The 23,787-nt window shown below is 62.0% G+C and carries 22 protein-coding genes, 4 tRNA genes and 1 riboswitch; of the genes, 15 read left to right on the forward strand and 11 right to left on the reverse strand.

The annotated features are described in order from the left end of the window. Positions 1 to 212, forward strand: a riboswitch (yybP-ykoY riboswitch). A 56-nt stretch (positions 213 to 268) separates the two neighbouring features. The 4 genes from L0U80_RS10605 to L0U80_RS10620 all read left to right on the forward strand — a co-directional run bounded on the left by L0U80_RS10605 (position 269) and on the right by L0U80_RS10620 (position 5,141). Further along, positions 269 to 841, forward strand: a complete 573-nt coding sequence (locus L0U80_RS10605; RefSeq protein ID WP_233863955.1) for a TMEM165/GDT1 family protein — start codon at positions 269 to 271, stop codon at positions 839 to 841. A 234-nt stretch (positions 842 to 1,075) separates the two neighbouring features. Further along, entirely contained in the window at positions 1,076 to 3,769 is a 2,694-nt protein-coding gene (gene pepN / locus L0U80_RS10610; protein ID WP_233863958.1) for an aminopeptidase N, read from the forward strand. Positions 3,770 to 3,989: 220 nt separating this feature from the next. Next, entirely contained in the window at positions 3,990 to 5,006 is a 1,017-nt protein-coding gene (locus tag L0U80_RS10615) for a class 1 fructose-bisphosphatase (RefSeq protein WP_233863960.1), read from the forward strand. A 59-nt stretch (positions 5,007 to 5,065) separates the two neighbouring features. Then, a tRNA-Thr gene (locus L0U80_RS10620) sits at positions 5,066 to 5,141 on the forward strand. A gap of 84 nt (positions 5,142 to 5,225) precedes the next feature. Here L0U80_RS10620 and L0U80_RS10625 read toward each other — a convergent pair. Further along, entirely contained in the window at positions 5,226 to 6,134 is a 909-nt protein-coding gene (locus tag L0U80_RS10625; protein ID WP_233863961.1) for a LysR family transcriptional regulator, read from the reverse strand. Positions 6,135 to 6,249: 115 nt separating this feature from the next. On the opposite strand from L0U80_RS10625, the gene L0U80_RS10630 reads away from it, so the two are divergent. The 3 genes from L0U80_RS10630 (at position 6,250) to L0U80_RS10640 (ending at position 8,884) form a co-directional block, all read left to right on the forward strand. Continuing rightward, a complete protein-coding gene (locus L0U80_RS10630) occupies positions 6,250 to 7,377 on the forward strand; it encodes an aldo/keto reductase (protein ID WP_233863963.1) in 1,128 nt (375 codons plus the stop codon). A gap of 531 nt (positions 7,378 to 7,908) precedes the next feature. After that, positions 7,909 to 8,058, forward strand: a complete 150-nt coding sequence (locus tag L0U80_RS10635) for a hypothetical protein (protein WP_233863964.1) — start codon at positions 7,909 to 7,911, stop codon at positions 8,056 to 8,058. Between the two features lie 235 nt (positions 8,059 to 8,293). Next, positions 8,294 to 8,884 carry a chorismate mutase gene (locus L0U80_RS10640; protein ID WP_233863965.1) on the forward strand — a complete coding sequence of 197 codons (591 nt, stop codon included), beginning with the start codon at positions 8,294 to 8,296 and terminating at the stop codon, positions 8,882 to 8,884. Positions 8,885 to 8,951: 67 nt separating this feature from the next. Here L0U80_RS10640 and L0U80_RS10645 read toward each other — a convergent pair whose 3' ends face one another. Next, entirely contained in the window at positions 8,952 to 10,082 is a 1,131-nt protein-coding gene (locus L0U80_RS10645) for an exonuclease domain-containing protein (RefSeq protein WP_233863968.1), read from the reverse strand. 252 nt (positions 10,083 to 10,334) lie between these two features. Beyond that, complete coding sequence (locus L0U80_RS10650; protein WP_233863970.1) at positions 10,335 to 10,538, reverse strand: cold-shock protein; 204 nt, start codon at positions 10,536 to 10,538, stop codon at positions 10,335 to 10,337. Positions 10,539 to 10,945: 407 nt separating this feature from the next. On the opposite strand from L0U80_RS10650, the gene L0U80_RS10655 reads away from it, so the two are divergent. Next, positions 10,946 to 11,152 (forward strand): hypothetical protein, encoded by a 207-nt coding sequence (locus tag L0U80_RS10655; RefSeq protein WP_233866005.1) that lies wholly within the window; start codon positions 10,946 to 10,948, stop codon positions 11,150 to 11,152. Between the two features lie 563 nt (positions 11,153 to 11,715). Next, positions 11,716 to 12,894, forward strand: coding sequence for a porin (locus L0U80_RS10660; RefSeq protein ID WP_233863972.1), 1,179 nt, complete (start codon positions 11,716 to 11,718; stop codon positions 12,892 to 12,894). A gap of 96 nt (positions 12,895 to 12,990) precedes the next feature. On the opposite strand, the gene greB is transcribed toward L0U80_RS10660, so the two are convergent. Beyond that, the gene (gene greB / locus L0U80_RS10665) at positions 12,991 to 13,554 is read right to left on the reverse strand and encodes a transcription elongation factor GreB (protein ID WP_233863974.1); all 564 of its coding nucleotides are present in this window, start codon (positions 13,552 to 13,554) and stop codon (positions 12,991 to 12,993) included. Positions 13,555 to 13,684: 130 nt separating this feature from the next. On the opposite strand from greB, the gene L0U80_RS10670 reads away from it, so the two are divergent. Continuing rightward, positions 13,685 to 13,761, forward strand: a tRNA-Arg gene (locus L0U80_RS10670). Between the two features lie 79 nt (positions 13,762 to 13,840). Next, positions 13,841 to 13,917, forward strand: a tRNA-Arg gene (locus L0U80_RS10675). Between the two features lie 127 nt (positions 13,918 to 14,044). On the opposite strand, the gene L0U80_RS10680 is transcribed toward L0U80_RS10675, so the two are convergent. From L0U80_RS10680 to L0U80_RS10700, 5 genes are all read right to left on the reverse strand, one after another. Further along, positions 14,045 to 14,533: a phage protein NinX family protein gene (locus tag L0U80_RS10680; RefSeq protein WP_233863975.1), complete on the reverse strand. Its 489-nt coding sequence runs from the start codon at positions 14,531 to 14,533 to the stop codon at positions 14,045 to 14,047. 136 nt (positions 14,534 to 14,669) lie between these two features. Beyond that, complete coding sequence (locus L0U80_RS10685; RefSeq protein ID WP_233863976.1) at positions 14,670 to 17,048, reverse strand: RelA/SpoT family protein; 2,379 nt, start codon at positions 17,046 to 17,048, stop codon at positions 14,670 to 14,672. An 87-nt stretch (positions 17,049 to 17,135) separates the two neighbouring features. Continuing rightward, positions 17,136 to 17,339: a DNA-directed RNA polymerase subunit omega gene (gene rpoZ / locus L0U80_RS10690; RefSeq protein ID WP_027817423.1), complete on the reverse strand. Its 204-nt coding sequence runs from the start codon at positions 17,337 to 17,339 to the stop codon at positions 17,136 to 17,138. Between the two features lie 40 nt (positions 17,340 to 17,379). Then, on the reverse strand, positions 17,380 to 18,078 hold the full coding sequence (gene gmk, locus L0U80_RS10695; protein WP_233863977.1) for a guanylate kinase: 699 nt from the start codon (positions 18,076 to 18,078) through the stop codon (positions 17,380 to 17,382). 14 nt (positions 18,079 to 18,092) lie between these two features. Further along, positions 18,093 to 19,028 carry a YicC/YloC family endoribonuclease gene (locus L0U80_RS10700; protein WP_233863978.1) on the reverse strand — a complete coding sequence of 312 codons (936 nt, stop codon included), beginning with the start codon at positions 19,026 to 19,028 and terminating at the stop codon, positions 18,093 to 18,095. A gap of 282 nt (positions 19,029 to 19,310) precedes the next feature. On the opposite strand from L0U80_RS10700, the gene rph reads away from it, so the two are divergent. The 4 genes from rph to L0U80_RS10720 all read left to right on the forward strand — a co-directional run bounded on the left by rph (position 19,311) and on the right by L0U80_RS10720 (position 22,034). Further along, positions 19,311 to 20,051 carry a ribonuclease PH gene (rph, locus tag L0U80_RS10705; protein WP_233863979.1) on the forward strand — a complete coding sequence of 247 codons (741 nt, stop codon included), beginning with the start codon at positions 19,311 to 19,313 and terminating at the stop codon, positions 20,049 to 20,051. Beyond that, positions 20,044 to 20,676, forward strand: a complete 633-nt coding sequence (gene rdgB / locus L0U80_RS10710) for an RdgB/HAM1 family non-canonical purine NTP pyrophosphatase (RefSeq protein WP_233863980.1) — start codon at positions 20,044 to 20,046, stop codon at positions 20,674 to 20,676. Before rph ends, rdgB begins: the two co-directional genes overlap by 8 nt. Further along, entirely contained in the window at positions 20,673 to 21,890 is a 1,218-nt protein-coding gene (gene hemW, locus L0U80_RS10715) for a radical SAM family heme chaperone HemW (protein WP_233863981.1), read from the forward strand. Before rdgB ends, hemW begins: the two co-directional genes overlap by 4 nt. 54 nt (positions 21,891 to 21,944) lie before the next feature. Next, positions 21,945 to 22,034 (forward strand) — tRNA-Ser (locus tag L0U80_RS10720). Positions 22,035 to 22,624: 590 nt separating this feature from the next. On the opposite strand, the gene L0U80_RS10725 is transcribed toward L0U80_RS10720, so the two are convergent. Further along, positions 22,625 to 23,029 (reverse strand): hypothetical protein, encoded by a 405-nt coding sequence (locus tag L0U80_RS10725; protein ID WP_233863982.1) that lies wholly within the window; start codon positions 23,027 to 23,029, stop codon positions 22,625 to 22,627. Next, entirely contained in the window at positions 23,026 to 23,421 is a 396-nt protein-coding gene (locus tag L0U80_RS10730; protein WP_233863983.1) for a hypothetical protein, read from the reverse strand. Before L0U80_RS10730 ends, L0U80_RS10725 begins: the two co-directional genes overlap by 4 nt. Positions 23,422 to 23,787: the final 366 nt, after the last annotated feature.

The raw sequence follows: 23,787 nt of genomic DNA on the forward strand, positions 1-23,787 counted from the left end.
CCGCCGCTCATTGGGGAGTAGCCGCCCCGCATCGTGCCGCGCTTCTGGACTTTTCTGGCCTTTCATCGCGCCAGACGTCATTCGCGCAAAAGCCGCGCAAGCGCCGCGCACGATTCGCGGGGGCACCTGTCAACAGACTTGGCCGTTGCGGCCATGGCAGGTGCAGCCTCTGGCCTGGCGAGACCGATGACCCATGACCGCCGCTACAGGGCCCGGCGCGTCGCGGGTCGTCGCTCGCACACATTCCGGCCCGAGGATCCATCTAAACGTGAACCAGGCATTTCTAGTCTCTACGGGCGCGGTCGCGCTTGCTGAAATCGGCGACAAGACCCAGTTGCTTTCGCTCGTCCTCGCCGCCCGCTATCGCAAGCCGGTGCCGATCATTCTCGGCGTGCTCGTCGCCACGCTCGTGAACCACGCCGGCGCAGGGGCGCTCGGCACGTGGCTCGGCACGCTCGTCACGCCGTCGGTGATGCGCTGGGCACTCGCCGCTTCGTTCGTCGTCATGGGCCTGTGGATACTCGTGCCCGACAAACTCGACGATGGCGAAAGCAACATCAACCGCACGCACCTTGGCGTGTTCGGCGCTACCGTCGTGACCTTCTTTCTCGCCGAGATGGGCGACAAGACGCAGATCGCCACCGTCGCGCTCGCGGCGCGTTTTCACGACTTCTTCGGCGTGGTGGCCGGCACGACGCTCGGCATGATGATCGCCAACGTGCCGGCGATCCTGCTCGGTGACCGCTTCGCCCACAAGCTGCCAACGAAGCTCGTGCACGGCATCGCCGCTGTCCTGTTCGTCGTGCTCGGCGTGCTCGCGGTGATGGGCGTGGGCGTCTGAAACAACTGAAGCAATCAAAGCGCGTGAAAACCGGCCGGCCAGCGGAGCAGTCCGAGCGCACTGCCCCGCGCGACCGGAGCCAATTCGCACGCGACGCGATGGCCGTCGTGCGAGCGGCCTCCGGACAAGCCGCCCGCGCCTTTGTACAATGAAACGCAGTGCGCCTCGCCTCGCGGCCCGAACCCGCCGCCAGAGCCCGCGTGCCATCCATTCGACGAAACGCCAGCCCCGACCATGACCGATACCGCCGCCACGCCCAACGTGATCCGCCGCGCCGACTATGCGCCGCCCGCCTTTCTGATCGACACGGTCGATCTCGAGTTCGACCTCGTCCCCGAACGTACGATCGTCAAGAACACGATGCGCGTGCGCCGCAACCCCGCCGCGGCTCACACCCGCGACCTCGAACTGATGGGCGAGCAACTGGAATTCGTCAGCGCGGCGATCGACGCGAAGCCGTATGCGAATGTACGCATCCACGAGCACGGCATCACGATCGAGGACGTGCCCGATTCGTTCGAACTCACGCTGACCGGCGCGTGCGACCCGGCGGCGAACACGACGCTCTCGGGCCTCTACGTATCGAGCGGCAACTTCTTCACGCAGTGTGAAGCCGAAGGCTTTCGCCGCATCACCTGGTTTCTCGACCGCCCCGACGTGATGGCCACCTACACGGTCACGCTGCGCGCTGACAAGGCGGCGTATCCGGTGCTGCTGTCGAACGGCAACCTGGTCGCCGAAGGCGACCTGAGCGACGGGCGTCATTTTGCCAAGTGGGAAGACCCGTTCCGCAAGCCGAGCTACCTGTTCGCGCTGGTCGCGGGCAAGCTCGTCGCGCTCGAAGAGCGCATCAAGACGGGCTCGGGCACGGACAAGCTGCTGCAGGTCTGGGTGGAGCCGCACGACCTCGACAAGACGCGCCACGCGATGGACTCGCTCATCCACTCGATCCGCTGGGATGAAGCGCGCTTCGGCCTCGAACTGGATCTGGACCGTTTCATGATCGTCGCCGTGAGCGACTTCAACATGGGCGCGATGGAGAACAAGGGGCTCAACATCTTCAACACGAAGTACGTGCTGGCGAATCCCGAAACGGCCACCGACACCGACTTCGCCAACATCGAAGCCGTGGTCGGCCACGAGTACTTCCACAACTGGACCGGCAACCGCGTGACCTGCCGCGACTGGTTCCAGCTGAGCCTGAAGGAAGGCCTCACGGTGTTCCGCGACCAGGAATTCTCGGCGGCGATGTCGGGCGGCGACGAAAACGCCGCTGCACGCGCGACGAAGCGCATCGAAGACGTGCGCGTGCTGCGTCAGATGCAATTCGCAGAGGACGCAGGTCCGATGGCGCATCCGGTGCGCCCCGAGAGCTACGTCGAGATCAACAACTTCTACACGATGACCGTCTACGAGAAAGGCGCGGAAGTCGTGCGGATGTATCAGACGCTATTCGGCCGCGATGGCTTCCGCAAGGGCATGGATCTGTACTTCCAGCGCCACGACGGTCAGGCCGTGACCTGCGACGACTTCCGCGCCGCGATGGCCGATGCCAACGGTCGCGACCTCGCGCAGTACGAGCGCTGGTACAGCCAGGCCGGCACACCGCGCGTACGCGTGACGACGCGCTACGACGAAGCGCAAAAGCGTTACAGCGTGACGCTCGCACAGGATTACGGCAACGCCTCGCCCGCCGCACGCGAAACGCAGAAGGGTCCCCTGTTGATTCCATTCGCGATCGGCCTGATTGGCACGGACGGGACAGACCTGCCGCTCTGCCTCGAAGGCGAATCGGCGCCAAACGGCACGACGCGCGTACTCGAATTCACCGAGGCGCAGCAGACTTTCACGTTCGTCGATGTCCCCGCGAAACCGCTGCCCTCCTTGCTGCGGAACTTCTCGGCACCCGTGATCGTCGAGTACGACTACGGTAACGACGAACTCGCGTTCCTGCTCGCACACGACAGCGACGCGTTCAACCGCTGGGAAGCTGGCCAGCGGCTCGCGACGCGCGAACTGCTCGCGCTCGCCGCGCGCGCGGCGGCAGGCGAGTCGCTCGAAGTCAACGACGCACTTGTCGATGCATTTGGACGAGTGCTCAACGACGAATCGCTTTCGCCCTCGTTCCGCGAACTGGCGCTGATGCTGCCATCGGAAACGTATCTCGCCGAACAGATGGCCGTGTCCGACCCCGCCGCCGTGCACGCCGCGCGCCAGTTCGTGCGCAAGCAGCTCGGCACCGTGCTCAAGGCCGACTGGCTCGCCACGTTCGAAAAGCACCGCACACCGGGCGCCTACGAACCGACGCCCGAGGCGGCCGGCCATCGCGGGCTCAAGAACCTCGCGTTGTCGTATCTGTCCGAACTCGACGATCCCGCCGACGCCGTGCGCCTCGCCACCGCGCAATACGACGCGGCGAACAACATGACCGACCGCGCGGCAGCGCTCTCGGCCTTGCTGAATGCCTCGGCCGCCACAGGCGGCGACTTCGCGAGCCGCGCGCTGGCCGACTTCTACACGCGATTCGAGCGCGAGCCGCTCGTCATCGACAAGTGGTTCGCCCTGCAAGCCACGCAACGCGGTAGCGCAAAGCGCCCTGTGATCGAAACCGTGCGCGCGCTGATGCAACATCCGGCGTTCAATCTGAAGAATCCGAATCGTGCGCGTTCGCTGATCTTCAGCTTCTGCGCCGCGAACCCGGCGCAGTTCCACGCCGCCGACGGCTCGGGCTACGCGTTCTGGGCCGACCAGGTGCTGGCGCTCGACGCGATCAATCCGCAGGTCGCCGCGCGCCTCGCGCGCAATCTCGAACTGTGGCGCCGTTTCACTCCGCAACTGCGCGAACCGATGCGCGCGGCGCTGGAGAAGGTCGCCGCAGGTGTGAAGTCGCGCGACGTGCGGGAGATCGTCGAGAAGGCGCTGGCCTGACGCGGCAGCGCGACGGTCAACGTTCCCCAAAAAACCGGCCCGCGTGGCCGGTTTTTTGTCGCCTGCTCTTCTGCGTTTCGCCGCCCAACTGCGCACCGGTTGCCACCCTGACCCGCAACCGGACTGCCGCACCGCAATATTTTTTACCCCGCGCTGTCCGGGTCGTGCGAGGCCGAGCAGGTAGAATTGCGCTATTCCCAGTGTTTCCGGAGTAACCGCAATGGCCTTGCAACGTCGTACCACCCTCACGAAGTACCTGATCGAGCAGCAACGCGAAAACAACAATCTTCCCGCCGATCTGCGCCTGTTGATCGAAGTCGTCGCGCGTGCGTGCAAGGCGATCAGCTACAACGTCAGCAAGGGCGCGCTCGGCGATGCGCTCGGCACCGCCGGCAGCGAGAACGTCCAGGGCGAAGTCCAGAAGAACCTCGACATCCTGTCGAACGAAATCCTGCTCGACGCCAATGAATGGGGCGGCAACCTCGCCGCGATGGCGTCGGAGGAAATGGAAACCTTCTTCCCGATCCCCGCTAACTACCCGAAGGGCGAATACCTGCTCGTGTTCGACCCGCTCGACGGCTCGTCGAACATCGACGTGAACGTCTCGATCGGCACGATCTTCTCGGTGCTGCGCTGCCCGGACGGCAAGCAGCCCACCGAAGCGTCGTTCCTGCAACCGGGCACCGAGCAGGTCGCGGCAGGTTACGCCGTGTACGGCCCGCAGACCGTGCTCGTGCTCACGACCGGCCACGGCGTGAACTGTTTCACGCTCGACCGCGAACTGGGCTCGTGGGTGCTCACGCAGAGCAACATGCGCATCCCCGAAGACACGCGCGAGTACGCAATCAACGCCTCGAATGCGCGTCACTGGTACGAGCCGGTGCAGAAGTACATCGGCGAACTGAATGCCGGCAAGGAAGGTCCGCGCGGCGATAACTTCAACATGCGCTGGATCGCGTCGATGGTCGCCGACGTGCACCGCATCCTGAACCGCGGCGGCATCTTCATGTACCCGGCGGACCGTCGCGATCCGTCGAAGCCGGGCAAGCTGCGACTCATGTACGAAGCGAATCCGATGGCGTTCATCGTCGAGCAGGCAGGCGGCGCGGCGACCAACGGCAAGCAGCGCATCCTCGACGTCCAGCCGACGAGCCTGCACGAGCGTGTCGCGGTGTTCCTCGGCTCGAAGAACGAGGTCGAGCGTGTGACCCGCTACCACCACGAAGAAAACAAATGAAAATTGCAGGAAGGGCTTGCGGGACAGCGAAAACTTTCCTATAATCTTCCTTCTCTGATGCCGGAATAGCTCAGACGGTAGAGCAGCGCATTCGTAATGCGAAGGTCGGGGGTTCGATTCCTCTTTCCGGCACCAAAAAGTTTCAAGCAAAAGCCCAGTCCTCGCGACTGGGCTTTTTGTTTTGCGGGTGCCTTGAGAGGGCTTCGCGGCACCACGTCATCACAGCCCTTCTCTTTTCTCCCTCAAGAAGTCGATCAACGCCCGCAGCTTCGCGGGCATCTGTGCGCGCCCCGCCGTGTACAAGTGGAAGCCGGGGAACGTTGGGCACCACGTCTGCAGCACCGGCACAAGCCGCCCGTCGTCCAGTTGCGCACGCACGTAGTCGTCGATCACATGCAGCAAACCGACGCCCCGCTCCGCAGCCTGCACGATCGTCCGCAGATCGTTAGTGACGAAACGGCCTTGTGTGATGACGTCGAACACACGTCGCGGCTCTTCGGGCCGCGCAAACTCCCACCGATACACCCCACCCGTCGCAAACCGGTAATGCAGGCAGTCATGCGCGCCGAGTTCGTCGGGCGTCGCAGGCGGTGGACGGCGCATGAAGTAGTCCGGCGAGCCGACGACTGCGATCCGTATCGGACCACCCAGCGCGACCGCGACCATCCCGGGCGCAAGACTTTCGCCGAGCCGGATGCCCGCATCGAAGCCTTCACCCACGAGGTCAGCGAAGCCATCGTCGAGCGCGAGCTCCAGCCGGATCTGCGGATACCGCTGCATAAACTCGCTGAGGTGCGGTATCACCAGCAACTCGCTCGCGATTCGCGAAAGGTTGATGCGCAAGGTACCCGCCGGGCGGCCGCGCGCTTCATCTAGCGCCTCGAAGGCGGCGTCGATTTCAGCAAGTGCCGGCTGCACGCGAGCAAGGAACTGCGCACCGGCTTCGGTCAGCGCGACGCGGCGCGTCGTCCGATTGAAGAGACGCACACCCAGTTGCGCCTCGAGCGCACGCACATTCTGCGAAAGCGCCGACGTCGACATGCCCATCGCCTGCGCGGCGCGCGTAAAGCTGCCGAGCCGCGCGACGGCAGCGACAGCCGACAACGCAGGCAGGTGCGACGCATCCATGGCCCCTCCATTGTGAAGCGTCGCTTCACAGTCCTTTCAGGTGAAGCCGATTTTTTCACAAAAAGAATGGGCGCACGATAGGGCCATCGCTGACCCACCACCCGAGGAGACAGCCATGACGCTCGACCACTACACCCTGCTCGGCCGTTCCGGCCTGCGCGTGAGCCCGATAGCGCTCGGCACGATGACATTCGGCACCGAATGGGGCTGGGGCGTTGACGAAGCCACCGCCCGGCAGCTTTTCGATCTCTACGTCGACGCAGGCGGCAACTTCATCGACACGGCCGATCTCTACACGGAAGGCACGAGCGAGCGATGGATCGGCCGCTTCACGGCGGCGCGCGGACTGCGCGAGCGGCTAGTGATTGCGACGAAGTACTCATACAACGCGCAGCCGGGCAACCCCAACGCTGGCGGCAACCACCGCAAGAACCTGCTGCGCTCGCTCGAAGGCTCGCTCAAGCGGCTCGGCACCGACTACATCGACCTCTATTACCTGCACACCTGGGACCGCATGACGCCCGCCGACGAAGTGATGCGCGCAATGGACGACGCGGTGCGTGCGGGCAAGATCCGCTACGTCGGGCTCTCCGACGTACCCGCGTGGTACGCGGGCCGAGCGCAGACGCTCGCTGACTGGCGCGGCTTCGAACCGGTCGCGGCAATGCAGGTGGAGTATTCGATGATCGAACGCAACGCGGAACACGAGTTCACCGACCTCGCGACGAACCTCGGGATGGGGCTCGTGCCGTGGAGCCCGCTCGGAATGGGCGTGTTGTCGGGAAAGTACCGTCCATCACAGGGCGCTCAACGTCCAACCGACGTCACGGGCAGCGGCCGCCTGCAGACCATCGGCGCCAAGCCGCCACCCGGATTCGACAAGCTTTCGGCGCGCAACTTCGCGATCGTCGCGGAACTGGAGGCCGTCGCGAACATCGCGAACCGGCCGATGGCCCAAGTGGCACTGAACTGGCTTTATCAGAAACGGGGCGTCGCGAGCATCATCGTCGGCGCGACGAAGGTCTCTCAACTCGCGGAGTCGCTTCAAGCCCTGGATTTCGTTCTGGCGTCCGAACTTGTCGCCCGGCTGGACGCGGCCTCTGAGCCATCCCATCCGTTCCCGTACTACATGTTCGCGGACGGTCATCAAGCGCGCATCCACGGGCAGGTCAACGTGGCCGCGCAACCGCCAAACTATAGTCGCTCGCAACGCGTGCCTGCGCCGCAACCGACGTCGACGTAAGCGGCAAGGAGTGCAACAGCGCGAGCCAGTAAATCAATGGCGGCGGCGTTATCCGCAATACCTGGCACCCTCATTTATGTGAGTAGCACGATAAATCGAATAGCCTGACTTTCTCGCGGTTAAATAAATTAAATGATCGAACTGCCCCGACGTCCCGGCGAGATTTAAAGAAGAATTAACAGTTTCAGCGTCAACCTCAACCGATAATTATCCGTTGAGTTAGCACGGCGGAATGAACGGGGCAATGCGAAGCGCGTAGCGGCGCGCTCACGCGAAGAAGTGGCAACCCGTCACTTGTGACAGCCAGCGCACGGATGTTAGCGTAATGGGCTCCGGCGCGGGGTCTGGAAAGATCCAGCGCGCATGCGTGGGAATGGGAGGGAACCGCTCGATTATATTCCCCGTCGATTAATACGATATGACGTTGTGCGGTTAAAGCAACACGCGCGCCGGAAAAGCACTGTTTCCGTGATCGGCACTAGCGCAGCTGAAGGGCCGAGTCGGATAATCGACTCATATAGGAGAAAGATCATGGACGCCAAAGCGCCAAGCATTCCGACCCCGGACCAGGTATTCAGTCCGGATCCGGAACCAGTGGCCGTCGAGTTTCTCGGCGATGAATTGCCCGCACACGTGCGGGCGTTTCTTGACGAGCAACGCAAGGCCCACGAACAGAAATAACGGGGAACGCGCACACGCGGGGAAGCGGCGAGACGACTGGATCGCCTATCAAGTGTGCGCCTGACTTCATACGCTGCATCAGGTAGCGACATTTCTTTGTGCGCGTTCGCGCACGCCATCGTCGTGTTGCCGTTGTGACTCGCCGCGCTGATCCGTTATTCGATTTGCCGCATTGGCAGCGATTCCGGCTATTCTTCGCTCTTTGCATTCCGGGCCTGCCGCCTTTCCTCCTGACATGAAAGCCTTCGTTCGCGTGAGCGCATGCTGCGCCGCCGCATTGCTGTTCGCCCTGCCCGCCGCCCCTGTTCGCGCAGATGGCGACGACACTGCGCTGACCAGCCTCATTGCGCTCGTCGCGCAGCGCCTTTCGCTCGCCGAGCCGGTCGCACTCTGGAAGTGGGCAAATCACAAACCGATCACCGATGAGCCTCGCGAAGCGGCACTGCTCGACGATGTGCAGAAGCGCGCATCCGCAGCAGGTATCGACCCCGCATTCGCGCGCGCGTTTTTCCGCGATCAGATCGACGCAAGCACGCAGGTGCAGAAAGCCTTGTTCGAAACGTGGCGGGAGTCACAGCCCCCCGCAGGTCCGGCGCCCGATCTGGCTACCGTGACGCGGCCGCAACTCGACCGCCTCACGGGGCAACTGGTCAGCGCGCTCGCTCGCGTTGAGCCGCTGCGCGCGTCCGCCGACTGCCCCGTGCGCGTGGCTCGATCGATTGCAACCTGGAAGCAGTTGACTCGCTATGACGCCGTGAGCGCCGATGCGATGACTCGCGCGCTCGGACATGTCTGTGAAGCGGGCGGCGTGGGCGGAACGGCTTAAGCGTCAGACGCTGGGCTCGCTTGCGCTCATCGCGAAACGCTCAGGCAACGTTCGCAATTCCAGTCGCTCAGAACTCGTTCAGCGTTTGCACGCGCAAACCGCGTTCGAGATGGCTCTGCAGGATGCGCCACGTCGAAAGTTCGAATGGAGGCTCACTTGCCGCTTGCGCGAGCGTCGTCGCCTCGGCAAGACTTGCCGCCGCGCCGAGGTAGCACCAACGGTCGAGCAGATGCAAGACGCTGGGGCCGCCCGACACCTCGCACTCTTCGACCAGCACGACGCCCTCGAACGGCCAGGGCGCCGATTGTGGATCGTGCTTCGTCACGCGCGGCACGCGGTTGAATGCGGGCCGTAGCGTGGCAATCCATTGCGCTTCGACGAGCAGCGCGCCGAATTCACCGCCCGTCGCGCGCCACTCCACTCGCCGGATCTGCTGGGCCATACGCTGCTCGCGCGACGAGCGTCGCTCGCCGGATAGATGCGCACGAACTCGCTGACGCACCCGTACGCTGCGCCCTACATAGAGCGGCACACCGTTTTCACCGTAAAAAGCGTAGACGCCGTGGCCAGCCGGCGCCGTGTCGATCAGGTCGTCGGTAATATCGCCGGCCAGGCGATGGCGACGCGTCAGTCGGTCGATCTGTGCTTCGAGGGCCTCTTGCGGCACGAGAGTTGGCAGTTGCTGCCAGAATTGCCAGATCAGATCAGCATCCGCGAGCGCCCGGTGGCGATCCGATGGCACAAGCGCGTGTCGCTCGACGAGCGCATCGAGACCATGACGCTTCTCGGCCGGAAAGAGCGCCCGCGACAAACGCACCGTGCACAGCACATCGGGGTTGAACGAGAAGCCTGCACGCTCGAATTCCGCACGCAAGAAACCACGATCGAATGCAGCATTGTGGGCGACGAACAACTTGCCCTCCAGCCGCTTGAATAGCGCGGGAGCGATCTCATCGAACGTTGGGGCACCCTGCACCATCTGATTGGTGATGCCGGTGAGCTGCTGAATAAAGGGCGGAATGGCCTGCAGCGGATCGACCAGCGTGCTCCACCGGGTAACCTGCCCCGCCACCACCTCGACAACGCCCACTTCGGTAATCCGGTGTTCGCCCACCGAACCGCCTGTCGTTTCCAGGTCTACAAAAACAACGGGGATATCGACCGGCAACGTGCCGGGACTCAGATGACTGTCGGACATGGTGAAGCGGCAAGCCTGAATTGAGAGGAAACAGGCGAAGTATGCCCTGTTCGCGCGCGGATTGCCTGGGTAGCCCGCGCGGCGATCATTTTCTTTCTATTACGACCCCGTGATTTAGTATCCGGTTATTTCCCGATTGCGAAAACATAAATTGCAGGGCCGATTATTCATTCTGGATTTGGTACATCGAAAAACAAAAAGCCCTGGCATAACCAGGGCTCTCGTCGCATAGCAACTGCGGGGCGCAACCACTTACAGCGGCTGAATGTTCGCAGCCTGCTTGCCCTTCGGCCCAACCTTGACATCGAACGACACGCGCTGGTTCTCCTTGAGCGACTTGAAGCCGTCTGAGCGGATTTCAGAAAAGTGCGCGAACAGATCGTCGCCGCCGGCGTCAGATGTGATAAAGCCAAAGCCCTTCGCATCGTTGAACCATTTGACAATACCGGTTTCCATGTTTCAGTTTTCCTCGAAATTTTGTTGACGCGGGCATGAGCCCTTACGCCGAAAGCCAACCGATACCCACTTCTTCGCAATCTCGGCATAGCAGTTCGATATTGCGCACAGCGGGAAAATCAGCTTTGCCGTTATAAATGGAACGCCAATCGCCAGTCAAGCGAATTTTTTATAACAGCTTTCCCACACTCACGATAAACGAGCGCACATCAAATTAATGAAAAAATGCGTCGTTGAGGAATGAGCCTGTACTGCGTCATTTTTACCCGCTCTCTCGTCTAATAATTTAAAGCGGCAAAAATTCCCGAGATGTAACAATTAGTGTCAAACGTAAGTGTTTTTCCCGGTTGTTAAAGTAAAACATTCAATCCAGGATTAATAAAGTTTGCGCGCATCAGGAGGTCACCATGCTGACGAGTCTGCGACGCTGGTTGAAGTGGCTTGTGCAAATGGACGACGTCACGTCCCAGGCACCTGGCGAATTCGACGCCTACGGTTCATGGCACGGCGATCACTGGCACAACCTGCTGTGTTCCCCTATGGACGCTCGACACTACGTAATGGAAGACTGGAGCCTGCAGCCCGAGCCGCCGCACGCCACGCAAGCCAGATAAATATCTGGCGAATCGCCGACAAGCTGCGGCGACAGGCAAAGGAAAAGAAAGCGGCGGGCAAAAAAAAGCGCAGCTTGCGGCCGCGCTAACAAAGGTTTGGAGATCTTTTTCGTCAACGAAAAAGGCTGCTTCGAAAAGCAGTGATCAGAGTATAGCTGCGTCAGGCATGTTGAATTAACCATACGAAAGGCAATCATCTGTTACCTGAGGCGCAATAATCGAGTCAGAACCGATTTACCTTGCTCGATTCGCGTTCATTTGGTGTAGCGATTGCACAACGTCATTCGGTTGACACCCTCTTCCCGCCCCCCGTTAATATCGCCCAAAGCCTTTACCAGTAAGGCTTAACACGATCCGAAATACAATTTCAGATGCCGCAATACTTTATTGCGCCAATTGGAACGCCTCCTTTCCAAGGGCCATCTCTACACTCTGCCTGTCTGGAAACCGACTTCGTCCGAATAATCCGTACCACGCGATTTCGCCTCTCGCTGCCTTTCGCGTGAGCGGTTTCCACAAGCCTGGGTTTTACAGAACCCATACTGTTCTCGGAGTTTACAAAGATGAAAAAGACTCTCTTGGTCGCTGCCCTGTCGGGCGTTTTTGCAACGGCCGCGCACGCCCAAAGCAGCGTTACGCTGTATGGCCTGATCGACGCAGGTATCACGTACACGAACAACCAGGGTGGCCACAGCGCATGGCAAATGCGCAGCGGCGTGGTCAACGGCAGCCGTTGGGGTCTGCGCGGCGCTGAAGATCTCGGCGGCGGTCTGAAGGCAATCTTCACGTTGGAAAACGGCTTCAACGTCGCTAACGGCACGCTCGGCCAGTCGAGCCGCATGTTCGGCCGTCAAGCTTTTGTGGGCCTCGCGAGCGACCAGTACGGCGCCGTGACCCTCGGCCGTCAGTACGACAGCGTCGTCGACTACCTGGCACCGCTCTCGAACACCGGCACGCAATACGGCGGCACGATCGCTGCACACCCGTTCGATAACGACAACCTGAACAACTCGGTCCGCTTCAACAACGCGGTCAAGTATTCGAGCGTCGACTACGCGGGCTTCAAGTTCGGCGCGATGTACGCGTTCTCGAACAGCACGGAGTTTGCAAACAACCGTGCATATAGCTTCGGCGCATCGTATAACTACGGTCCCCTGAAGTTCGCAGCCGGTTACCTGCAGCTGAACAACGACACGGGCGCCGCCTTCCAGGGCGCCTCGGCATCGAACCCCGGTACGCAAACGGGCGAATACACCTTCAATGCAGGCCGTCAGCGCACGTTCGGCGGCGGCGTGAACTACACGTTCGGCCCGGCAACCGCTGGCCTCGTGTACACGCAGACCAACCTGAGCGGCACGAACGGTGGCAACATCTCGGCTGCCCAATCGGGCGTCACGGGTGGTGTCGGCTTCGGCGCAAACAGCGCACGCTTCCAGAACATCGAAGGCAACATCCGTTACGCTCTGACCCCGGCCCTGAGCCTGGCTGGCGCGTACACGTACACCCGCGCAAACCTCGGCAGCGGCGTGAACCCGAACTTCAACTCGGTTTCGCTGCAGTCGGACTACCTGCTCTCGAAGCGCACCGACGTCTACCTGCAAGGCAACTGGCAGCACGTGTCGTCGAACACGAACGCGGCCGGCCAAAGCATCGGACCAATCCTGAACGGTCTGGGTTCGGGCAATGCTTCGAAGACGCAAGACCAGGTCGCTGTGACGGTCGGTATGCGTCACCGCTTCTAAGAAGCACCCTGCTGGCAGTATCGCAGCTGAAAAAGGCGCCGCTTGCGGCGCCTTTTTTTATTTCAGCGGGGGAAATTCTGGCTCGCCGATAGCAGCTCAACCGCCGGGCGCGGGATAGTGCACGTCGAGCACATCAATGGGTGCCGGACCCACAGGCGTATGCAGCGTCACCTGATCCCCGACTTTCGCCTTGAGCAGCGCCCGCGCAATGGGCGAGATCCAGCTCACGTGTCCGTGATCGAGATCGACCTCGTCGATTCCAACGATCGTCACCGTATGCGACTCGCCATCCTCGGTGCCATATTCAACAGTCGCACCGAAAAACACCTGATCGGTGTGTTCCTGACGGCTGCTGTCCACCACCTCGGCCAGATCAAGCCGCCTCGTCAGAAAGCGGATACGCCGGTCGATCTCCCGCAGGCGCCGCTTGCCGTAGATGTAATCGCCATTCTCGGAGCGGTCGCCGTTCGACGCGGCCCACGACACGAGTTTGACCACCTCCGGGCGATCATCGTCGATCAGATGCAGCAATTCGCTGCGCATGCGGTGGTAACCCGCAGGCGTGATGTAATTCTTTGCGCCCGGCGGAATCTCGGGCAGACCGCCTTCGAGATCGTCATCGTCGTCGCCGGTCGATTCTTTAACAAATGCCTTGTTCATGATGGATCACTGCGATGCGTACAACATGTGCTCAGGTTACATAGTCAGGTTACACGAACCGGACAGCAAGACAAATCGCGATAGAAGCCTTTCCTTTTCTTGAAGCTCTGCTATAATCTTTTTTCTGCGTGCGGCTGTAGCTCAGTTGGATAGAGTACTTGGCTACGAACCAAGGGGTCGTGGGTTCGAATCCTGCCAGCCGCGCCACTTATTCCGAGGGCCTTCCTCACATCAAACGATGGAAGGTCCTTTTGTTTTACTGCATTCGGTAGTACCGTTTTAGCGTGCGGCTGTAGCTCAGTTGGATAGAGTACTTGGCTACGAACCAAGGGGTCGTGGGTTCGAATCCTGCCAGCCGCGCCACCTCTCGAAGGGCCTTCCTGATGATTCAGGAAGGCCCTTTGTCTTTTTGTGGTCCGCTTGCAATCCGTTTGTGGCCGATTCGAGCCCCTTCTGCGTCCCGATCGCCGCACGGCGTCTCGCCGGCCATCTAGCGCGGCGCCGTCCCGATATCGCCGATCTGCGCATCCGGGTGCGGCAGGTCCTCCACGTCGCCGACAGCGCTCGGCTCCCCCACCCGCTCCGCGTGTGGGCCGTTCAGCGCCTGCGGCTGTCGCAGCATCTCAGTCACCGTATCGCCGAAGCAGTTCGTCACGAACGCGCGCAGCAGCGCGATGCGCACCGTGTCGCCGTGTGCCTGTACCGATTGATGGCTGCCCTGAAACTCGGCGACGCAGAACGCTGCCTCCCCGTCGTGGCGCTCGCGCAACTCGAAACGCTGCGCCCGGTCGAGCACGACGCCGGCAGCCACCCACGATGTCGATGGCGTGAAGCGACCGTCCCACGGCCGCCCGTGGTCGTTGCCGCGCACCGCGACCTTCGTGCCGCTATCGGTGAAATAGATCTCGCGGACAAAATCATGGAGGCTACGCGCGACCCAATAATCGAGCGTGATGCCGGTCAGATCCGCTACGTTCATCGCAACTCCCTCGCTTTGAATCGGGAATCGAACGGCTGGCGGCGAGTCCACTGGAGCGGCGGCCCGGTGGTGAGCGGCTGAGGCTCAAAGGCCGCAACACGTCCGCCCCCTGCCTCGACAGACTGCGTGGGCGCGTTTAGTAGTCGGCGCGCTCGCGTTCGATCCGCATGCCGCCGTCATGACGATGATGCCCTTCGTCACTCGAACGTTCACGGGCAATGCGCATCACGTCCGGATTCGTGCGCACACGCCTCATCACGTTCGCGAGGTGCACGCGGTCGCTCACCTGGATCACGAAGCGCAAGCAGTTCGATTCCTGCGCCAGGTCGTCGTCCATGGCGATGTGCACGATGTTGGCATCCGCGGAGGTGATATCGGCTGCCACGCGGGCGAACACGCCCTTCGTGTTCTTCACGAGCACCTTCACCGCGACGTCGAAGAGCCGCCCGGGTTGCGGCGCCCAGGCCACATCGATCCAGCGACCCGGATCGCGGCGGTGAATGCGTTGTGCAACGCGGCAGTCGGTCGTATGGATCGCCATACCGAGCCCGATGCCGATGTAACCCATGATGCTGTCACCCGGAATCGGCCGGCAGCACGCCGACAACTGCACCGACATGCCCTCGGTACCCGTGATGACGACGGGCGGCGCGTGCGGCGCGTTCGGGTCGCGCGACGCATGGTGATGCTCGTCGTCGTCGGCATCCTGGCCGCTGATCAGCACCTCGATGCGCTTGGCCATGACCGCCGCAACGCGCCGGCCGAGGCCGATATCCGCGAAGATTTCCTGACGGTTCTTGTTGCCGGTCCACTGGACGAGCTTGTCCCACACCTCCGGCGTGACTTCCGAAAGCTGGTAGCCGTAGCTCTTGAGCGCCTGATCGACGAGCCGCTCGCCGAGCTGCACCGACTCCGTGAGACGCATCGTCTTGAGGTAGTGACGGATTGCCGAGCGCGCCTTGCCGGTGCGCACGAAGCCGAGCCACGCCGGATTCGGCTTCGAATACGGCGCCGTAATCACCTCGACGATGTCGCCGCTCTTCAGCTCGGTGCGCAGCGGCAGCAGTTCGTTGTTGATCTTCACGGCGACGCACTGGTTGCCGAGATCGCTGTGGATCGAATACGCGAAGTCGAGCGCCGTGGCGCCGCGCGGCAGCGCCATGATCTTCGACTTCGGCGTGAACACGTAGACCGCATCCGGGAACAGGTCGATCTTGACGTGTTCGAGGAATTCGCTTGAATCGCCCGCTTCGCTCTGGATGTCGAGCAGCGACTTGAGCCACTGGTGCGCGCGCTTCTGGACATCGTTCAGATCGGCGCCGCCATTCTTGTACAGCCAGTGCGCGGCCACGCCCGCTTCGGCGATCTCATGCATCTTGCGCGTGCGCACCTGGAACTCGATCGGCGCGCCGAACGGGCCAACCAGCGTGGTATGCAGGGACTGGTAGCCGTTCACCTTCGGAATGGCGATATAGTCCTTGAACTTGCCCGGCACCGGTTTGTAGAGCGCGTGTAGCGCACCGATGCAGGTGTAGCACTCAAGCGCCGACTCGACCACGACGCGAAAACCATAGACGTCGAGCACCTGCGAAAACGACAACTGCTTGTCGCGCATCTTCTTGTAGATGCTGAAGATGGTCTTCTCGCGCCCGGTGACTTCGGCGTTGATCTTCGCTTCGGCGATGGCGCGCTGCACCGCTTCCAGGATCTTCCCGACCACCTCGCGGCGATTGCCGCGCGCTGCCTTCACCGCTTTCTCAAGCGTGGCGTAGCGGTTCGGATTGAAGTTCGCGAAGCTCAGGTCCTGCAGCTCGCGATAGGTATTGTTCAGGCCGAGCCGGTGCGCGATCGGCGCATAGATATCGAGCGTTTCGCGCGCGACGCGGCGGCGCTTCTCCGGCGGCACCGCGCCGAGTGTGCGCATGTTGTGCAGCCGGTCCGCGAGCTTCACGAGGATGACGCGCACGTCGCGCGCCATTGCGAGCAGCATCTTGCGGAAGTTCTCCGCCTGCGCCTCTTCGCGGTTGCGGAACTCCATCTTGTCGAGTTTCGACAACCCGTCGACCAGTTCTGCGACCTTCGCACCGTAGCGCTCGGCGATCTCGGCCTTGGTCACGCCCTGGTCCTCGATCACGTCGTGCAGCAGCGCGGCCATGATCGACTGGGCGTCGAGTTTCCAGCCGGCGCAGATTTCCGCGACGGCGACAGGATGGGTAATGTAGGGTTCGCCGCTCTGACGATACTGCCCGAGGTGGGCCTCATCGCTGAAGTGGAACGCGGACTTGACCTCCTTGATCTCCTCGGGTGTGAGGTAACCGGAGAGTGCCGCGGTCAGATTGGCGATGGAGACAACCCCGTGCTTACGGGGCTGCTCTGGCGTCGCGGTCGGTCCGAACAGATGGCGAAACGACTGTTCGAGAACCGCGTCGATGTAATTGCGCGCAGCGCCTGCATTCCCACCCGCAGTCTCGGCTTCCTGGTCCACTTCCGTGGCCGGCGAGGGCGTGGTGCTCATGTTCCCCTCCGTATCAGGTTGGCGTTGACGTTAGAGCGGCTGCGCGCGGTACTACTTAGTCTGACCAGGAATGCGGTCGAGGTGCCGTTAAACGGGCACCTTTTTCAGCATTTCCAGGCCGACCTGGCCAGACGCGATCTCGCGCAGCGCGACAACGGTCGGCTTGTCGCGGCTCTCGATCTTCGGCGTGTGACCTTGTGCGAGCTGGCGCGCGCGATACGTCGCGGCGAGCGCCAGTTCGAAGCGGTTCGGAATCTGTTTCAAACAGTCTTCGACGGTGATGCGGGCCATGTCGGTTTCCTTCTCTTTCTCAGCAGATTCTCATTCTACCTTATGTGCCCGATGACCCGGGCTGAGGGTGGTGTATGCCGAGCTCCACGAAGAGCTCAGTATGACGCGCGTATTGCGACGCGAAACGCAGACGAGTAGCTGTCACTACGTTGCGCAATTCCTGTAGCGCCGTGTCGAAGTTTTCGTTGATCACGACGTACTCCGCATCGCTCGCATGCGCCATCTCGCTACCGGCTGCAAGAAGCCGCCGCGTGATGACGTTCGGTTCATCTTCGCCGCGCTTTCTCAGGCGATCGGCGAGCGCATCGAGCGACGGCGGCAGGATGAAAATCTCCACCGCATTGTGGAAGCGCTGCTTCACCTGCTGCGCGCCCTGCCAGTCGATTTCGAGCAGCACGTCATGGCCGATTTTCATCTGATCTTCGATCCACACACGCGACGTCGCGTAGTAGTTGCCGTGCACTTCGGCGCTTTCGAGGAACTCGCCTTCGGCGTGACGCTTGAGGAAGTCGTCGACGCTCGTGAAGTGATAGTGCTCACCGTCGCGCTCCTTCGAGCGCGGCGCGCGCGTCGTGTACGAAATCGACAGGCGGATCGCGCTGTCCGCGGCAAGCAGCGCGTTCACGAGCGTCGACTTGCCTGCGCCCGACGGGGCCACCACCATGAAGAGGTTGCCCGGATAGACGCCCGCGTACGGATTGCGCGGTTTCGCTTCGCCGGGATGTCCGGTTGCGGTCATGTTCATTCCTTCCTTCACTCGAGATTCTGGACTTGCTCGCGCATCTGTTCGATGAGGAGCTTGAGCGTCATCGACGCATCGGCGAGTTCCTTAGCCGCCGCCTTCGAGCCGAGCGTGTTCGCCTCGCGGTTGAGCTCCTGCATCATGAAGTCGAGCCGTTTGCCGACCCTGCCGCCCTTCTCGATCACGTGACGCGTTTCGTTCAGATGCGCCGTGAGACGCGAAAGTTCTTCGGCGATGTCGATGCGGATGCCGTACATCGTCACTTCCTGGCGGATGCGCTCGTTGATTTCCTCGCGCGAGACGCCACCGATCGTGGGACTGCCGTTCGCTTCAGGCGCGACGATGCCGAGCGCCTCCTGCAGACGTTCGACGATCTTCTGCTGATGCTTCACGATCAGCTCGGGCACGAGCGGCGTGATCTTCGCGACGATCGCTTCCATTTCGGCCACGTTCGCGAGCAGCATGCCTGCCAGTTGCGCGCCTTCGCGCGCGCGTACGTCGATGAGATCGGCAATGGCCTGCTTGCCGCAACCGAGCACCGCGTCGCGCAACACTTCGGGCGCGATTTCGCTTTCAGCCAGCACACCAGGCCAGCGCAGGATCTCGCCCGTACGCAGATGGCCCGATTGCGGGAATGCTTCGAGCACTGCGCGTTCGAGCGTGGCGAGTTGATCGAGCACATCGCGGTTCAGTGCACCCGCATTCGCGCCCTGCTCGCTGCGCTGCACGTTGATGCGAATGTCGACCTTGCCGCGTGAGAGCTTCGTCATCAGCATCTCGCGCAACGTGGGCTCGCAGACGCGCACGTCTTCGGGCATGCGGAAATTCAGATCGAGAAACCGCGAATTGACGGTACGCAATTCGACGGACACGCTCACACCGCCCGTGCCTGATGCCGCTACAAGCTCGCGCGTGGCGCTTGCGTAGCCAGTCATGCTGTAAATCATGGTTCGTCTCGCGATAAGGCCGTGGCTTCGCGCGGAGAAGTGCGCGGAACACGGCGGAAGGATCGAGGCGCCCGGCGTATAAGAGATGACGCGGGGCGGAGAGATCACATTATCCCATTTTTGGGGGCGCAGACGCCCCGGACACCGCCTCGGTGCCGCCCTCTTTTCCTTTCTTGCGCGGCTGCCCGCGCCGTCGCGCATGCGCCGCCCCACGCACACCTCGCTGCAGGCGGTAAAATTAGCGTTTCCCCTGCCAACCGTGCCCGCGCGCACGCCTCTACGATGACCCAAACCCTCCAGCGCCCGAGCGGCCGCCCGGCCGACCTGCTTCGCGACGTCCGCATCACCCGCCACTATACGAAGTACGCCGAAGGTTCGGTGCTCGTCGAGTTCGGCGATACGAAGGTGCTGTGCACCGCGAGCGTCTCCGAAAGCGTGCCGCCGTTCCTGCGCGACAAGGGCCAGGGCTGGCTCACGGCCGAGTACGGCATGTTGCCGCGCGCGACGCACACGCGCAGCGACCGCGAAGCCGCGCGTGGCAAGCAGACCGGGCGCACCCAGGAAATCCAGCGCCTGATCGGCCGCGCACTGCGCGCAGTGTTCGACCTCGAAACGCTCGGCGCGCGCACGATCAACATCGACTGCGACGTCATCCAGGCCGACGGCGGCACGCGCACCGCCAGCATCACGGGCGCGTTCGTTGCGGCGCACGACGCGGTGTCGAAACTGCTCGCGATGGGCCGCATCGAGCGCTCGCCGATCACTGACTACGTCGCGGCGATCTCCGTCGGCGTGTACGAAGGCGTGCCCGTGCTCGATCTCGACTACGCCGAAGACTCGCAGTGCGACACCGACATGAACGTCGTGATGACGGGCTCGGGCGGCATGGTCGAAGTCCAGGGCACCGCGGAAGGCACGCCGTTCTCGCGCGCCGAAATGGACGCGCTGCTCGACCTCGCGCAGAGCGGCATTCGCTCGCTCGTCGAAAAGCAGAAGGCTGCGCTGGAGATCACGCATGTCTGACACCGGCGACATGGCTCGCGACGCGCTCGCGCGCGTCGTGCTCGCTTCGAACAATGCGGGCAAGCTGCGCGAGTTCGCGGCGCTGTTCGCAACGGCCGGCATTGAACTCCTGCCGCAGGGCCAGTTCAACGTGCCCGAGGCGGACGAGCCGCATCCGACCTTCGTCGAAAACGCGCTCGCGAAGGCGCGCCATGCGTCGAAGCTGACCGGCCTGCCGGCGCTCGCCGACGACTCCGGCCTGTGCGTGCGTGCGCTGCGCGGCGCGCCGGGCGTCTATTCGGCGCGCTACGCGCAGCTTGCGGGCGGCGAAAAGAGCGACGCGGCGAACAACGCGCGGCTCGTCGAGATGCTTAAAGAACATACGGACCGCCGCGCGTACTACTACTGCGTCCTCGCGCTCGTGCGTCACCCCGACGATCCCGAGCCGCTTATCGCCGAGGGACGCTGGCGCGGCGTCGTGCTCGACGCGCCACGCGGCGCGAACGGTTTCGGCTATGACCCCTACTTCTACCTTCCGGACCTGAAGGCGAGCGCCGCCGAACTCGATCCGGCCGTGAAGAACGCATCGAGCCATCGCGCGATCGCGCTTGCGCACCTGCTCGCGCGGCTCAAGGAGGACGCGTGAGCAACGCGCATCAAACCGGCAATCGTGTGATCCAGGCGTTCTCGATGCCCGGCGGCATCCGCCTGACCTCGCTGCCGCCGCTCGCCCTCTACGTGCATTTCCCGTGGTGCGTGCGCAAGTGCCCGTACTGCGACTTCAACTCGCATGAGTGGAAAGGCGAGCGCTTTCCCGAAGACGATTACCTCGATGCACTGCGTGCCGACCTCGAGCAGGCGCTGCCGCTCGTCTGGGGCCGCCAGGTGCATACGGTGTTCATCGGTGGAGGGACGCCGAGCCTGCTGTCCGCGGCCGGACTCGACCGGCTGCTCTCGGACGTGCGTGCACTGCTGCCGCTCGACGCCGACGCCGAAATCACGCTCGAGGCAAACCCAGGCACATTCGAAGCAGCGAAGTTCGCGCAGTTTCGCGCGAGCGGCGTGAACCGGCTGTCGGTGGGCATCCAGAGCTTCAACGAGGGACACCTCAAGGCGCTCGGACGGATTCACGATGCGGCGCAAGCGCGCGACGCCGTCGAAGTGGCGGCGATGCACTTCGACAACTTCAATCTCGACCTCATGTTCGCGCTGCCGCAGCAGACGCTCGCGGAATGCCGCGCCGACATCGAGACCGCGTTGTCGTTCGCGCCACCGCATCTGTCGCTCTATCACTTGACGCTCGAGCCGAACACGCTGTTTGCGAAGTTTCCGCCACCGCTGCCCGACGACGACCAGTCCGCCGACATGCAGGACTGGATCCACGCGCGCACGGCCGAAGCGGGTTATCAGCACTACGAGGTGTCCGCCTACGCCAAGCCGGGCCGGCAGAGCCGCCACAACCTCAACTACTGGCGTTTTGGCGACTACCTCGGCATTGGCGCGGGCGCCCACACGAAGCTGTCGTTCCCGAACCGCATCGTGCGCCAGGCGCGCTACAAGCATCCTGCGACGTTCATCGAACAGGCGCGCGCGGGCTCGCCGGTGCAGGAAGAGCGCGAGGTCGGTCCGCGAGATCTGCCGTTCGAGTTCATGCTGAACACGCTGCGGCTCGTCGAAGGTTTTCCGGTGCATAGCTTCATCGAACGCACGGGGATGTCCATGACTTCGATAGAACCTGCGCTTCAGGAGGCCGAGCGACGCGGGCTTATCACGCGCGACTTCGAGAACATCGCGCCGACCGAACTCGGCCAGCGCTTCTTGAACGATCTGCAGGGGCTGTTTCTCAAAGACGCGGAGTGAGTCGGCAGGCGTAGTGCCGACGATTGGCCCTTTTGGGTTACAATGCGCCGCTCCGGAGGTGTGGCAGAGTGGTTGAATGCACCGGTCTTGAAAACCGGCGAAGGGGTAACCCTTCCGTGAGTTCGAATCTCACCGCCTCCGCCAGAAAAGACCGATAGAACCCCGCAAGCTCAATGGCTTGCGGGGTTTTTGTTTTTTCCGGCCCATTATGATTAGCCCATCATCGAGCGAATAGTCGATACCGCCCGAGGCCGTTGCTATTATCAAGAATCCGTTTATGTTGGCCGCGCAAGGCGAGGGTCACCACTGGACAGACAGAAACCACTTTCGCGTACACCTACTGCCGCGGCGAGGGTCGCCAAGTTCTTTGCATATCGCGAAGCCTTGACGAAGCTGACAGAGGCGACAGACGAAACCGCGGCAAGGCTGAAGGCTGACGGCTTCCACATGAGGAACGTGGTATTCGTGTCTGGTAGCGAGCTTTCGCTTCCCGGTTACGAGGATGAGGGAAGTTTGCCGGGGCATTAGAGGCGGCCCTAGTCGCCGAGGCGTGCCCCGCACCTGGTGACGACTCCAGGTCGGAATTCAGGATGCGGGGCTCTGCACGCTGGAGACTGCTTCCTCGATGTCCGACGCTAGGGCGGCTATGGCGTGTCGGTGAACGGGGCTGCCTTTGAGCGAAAAGAGGAAGCTCGCCAGATTCGCCCCTTGCGATTGACGGCTCCATTTGCGCATTAGCGTCGCCGCACAAGCCAAATGCCAGAGAGCCCCGTAACTGCTATCGCCACGAAACCCGGCGCTGCGTGAAACATTGACATCGATAGGTCTATGCCCTGAGTCGAGAACATATCAACCATCGTCGGCGAAAGCAGGATCGATACCCAAGTGAGCACCGTGAATACAGCAATTGCAGTCACCGTGATCAATACAATGCCCACGCTTCGGGCTCGAGGACGAAACGTACCGGCAAACGCACCCACGACAAGCAGTACGGCTGAAAACACGAACGCCGCGCAGCTCACTGCGTACAACGCTGCCGGATGGCCGACATCAATGAAAGCCGCCATCTGCGCAACGGTCAGGCATAAGCCCGCAAGCACGAACAGCATGATCGCGACTACGTTGCGTACCGTGCTCATATACTCGGCCCGTGAAAATAGTCAGTCGCGGGCCGACGATACAGCAGGTAGGCGATCAACGCGGCAAGCAGGATGCCAGGCACAATCATGGCGTACATCCCCGGCTTCGAGATAATCAGCGACAGGATGAGTCCGAGCACTAAAATCACCACATAGGCGGTGCGTGCCCACGCGCGCCGCTTGAGGATCGCAATTCCCAGCACGAAGTAAATGGCGTTGGTAACGATCCCGATAGCGATTGTCGCCCGCGCAGGTAACCGGGTGATGCCGCTGGATAGAAGATCCATGGATGCTGAATTGTTTAGCGTGTGCAACGCGTTGAGCACTGACAGCAGACTCATGACGATAGACAACCACGCGAAGATGGTCAGTGAAATTGGTCTTTTATTCATTTGGGGATATCCAGGTAGGCAAGATATTGTGAAACGTCTCTAACGGGCGTTTCAGACGGATTTCAGCGAGAGGCGAGGAACCACCATGGCGAGCCATCCTGCCAACGATGTCGAGCAAGATTGGTGGCACGCCGCATAGCCTCATCTTCATCCGCATTTCCGATCATGCCTGACCTGGCGGGCAACCCGTCCTGAAAATCTTGGGATCAGAAGCAGATCTTTCTCGACAGTATTGCTGTACGAAGTGAAGAAATCGAGTGATCTATCGGTAAATTTTAATTACTCAGGATATCAAACCAATTATCTGATTTTAACCTCCTCTATTTTTGCATCGACGACGCTTGTCCGACCGGTGACTTCTGATTC

The sequence above is a fragment of the Paraburkholderia adhaesiva genome (genome assembly GCF_021390575.1).
GTDB lineage: Bacteria > Pseudomonadota > Gammaproteobacteria > Burkholderiales > Burkholderiaceae > Paraburkholderia > Paraburkholderia adhaesiva.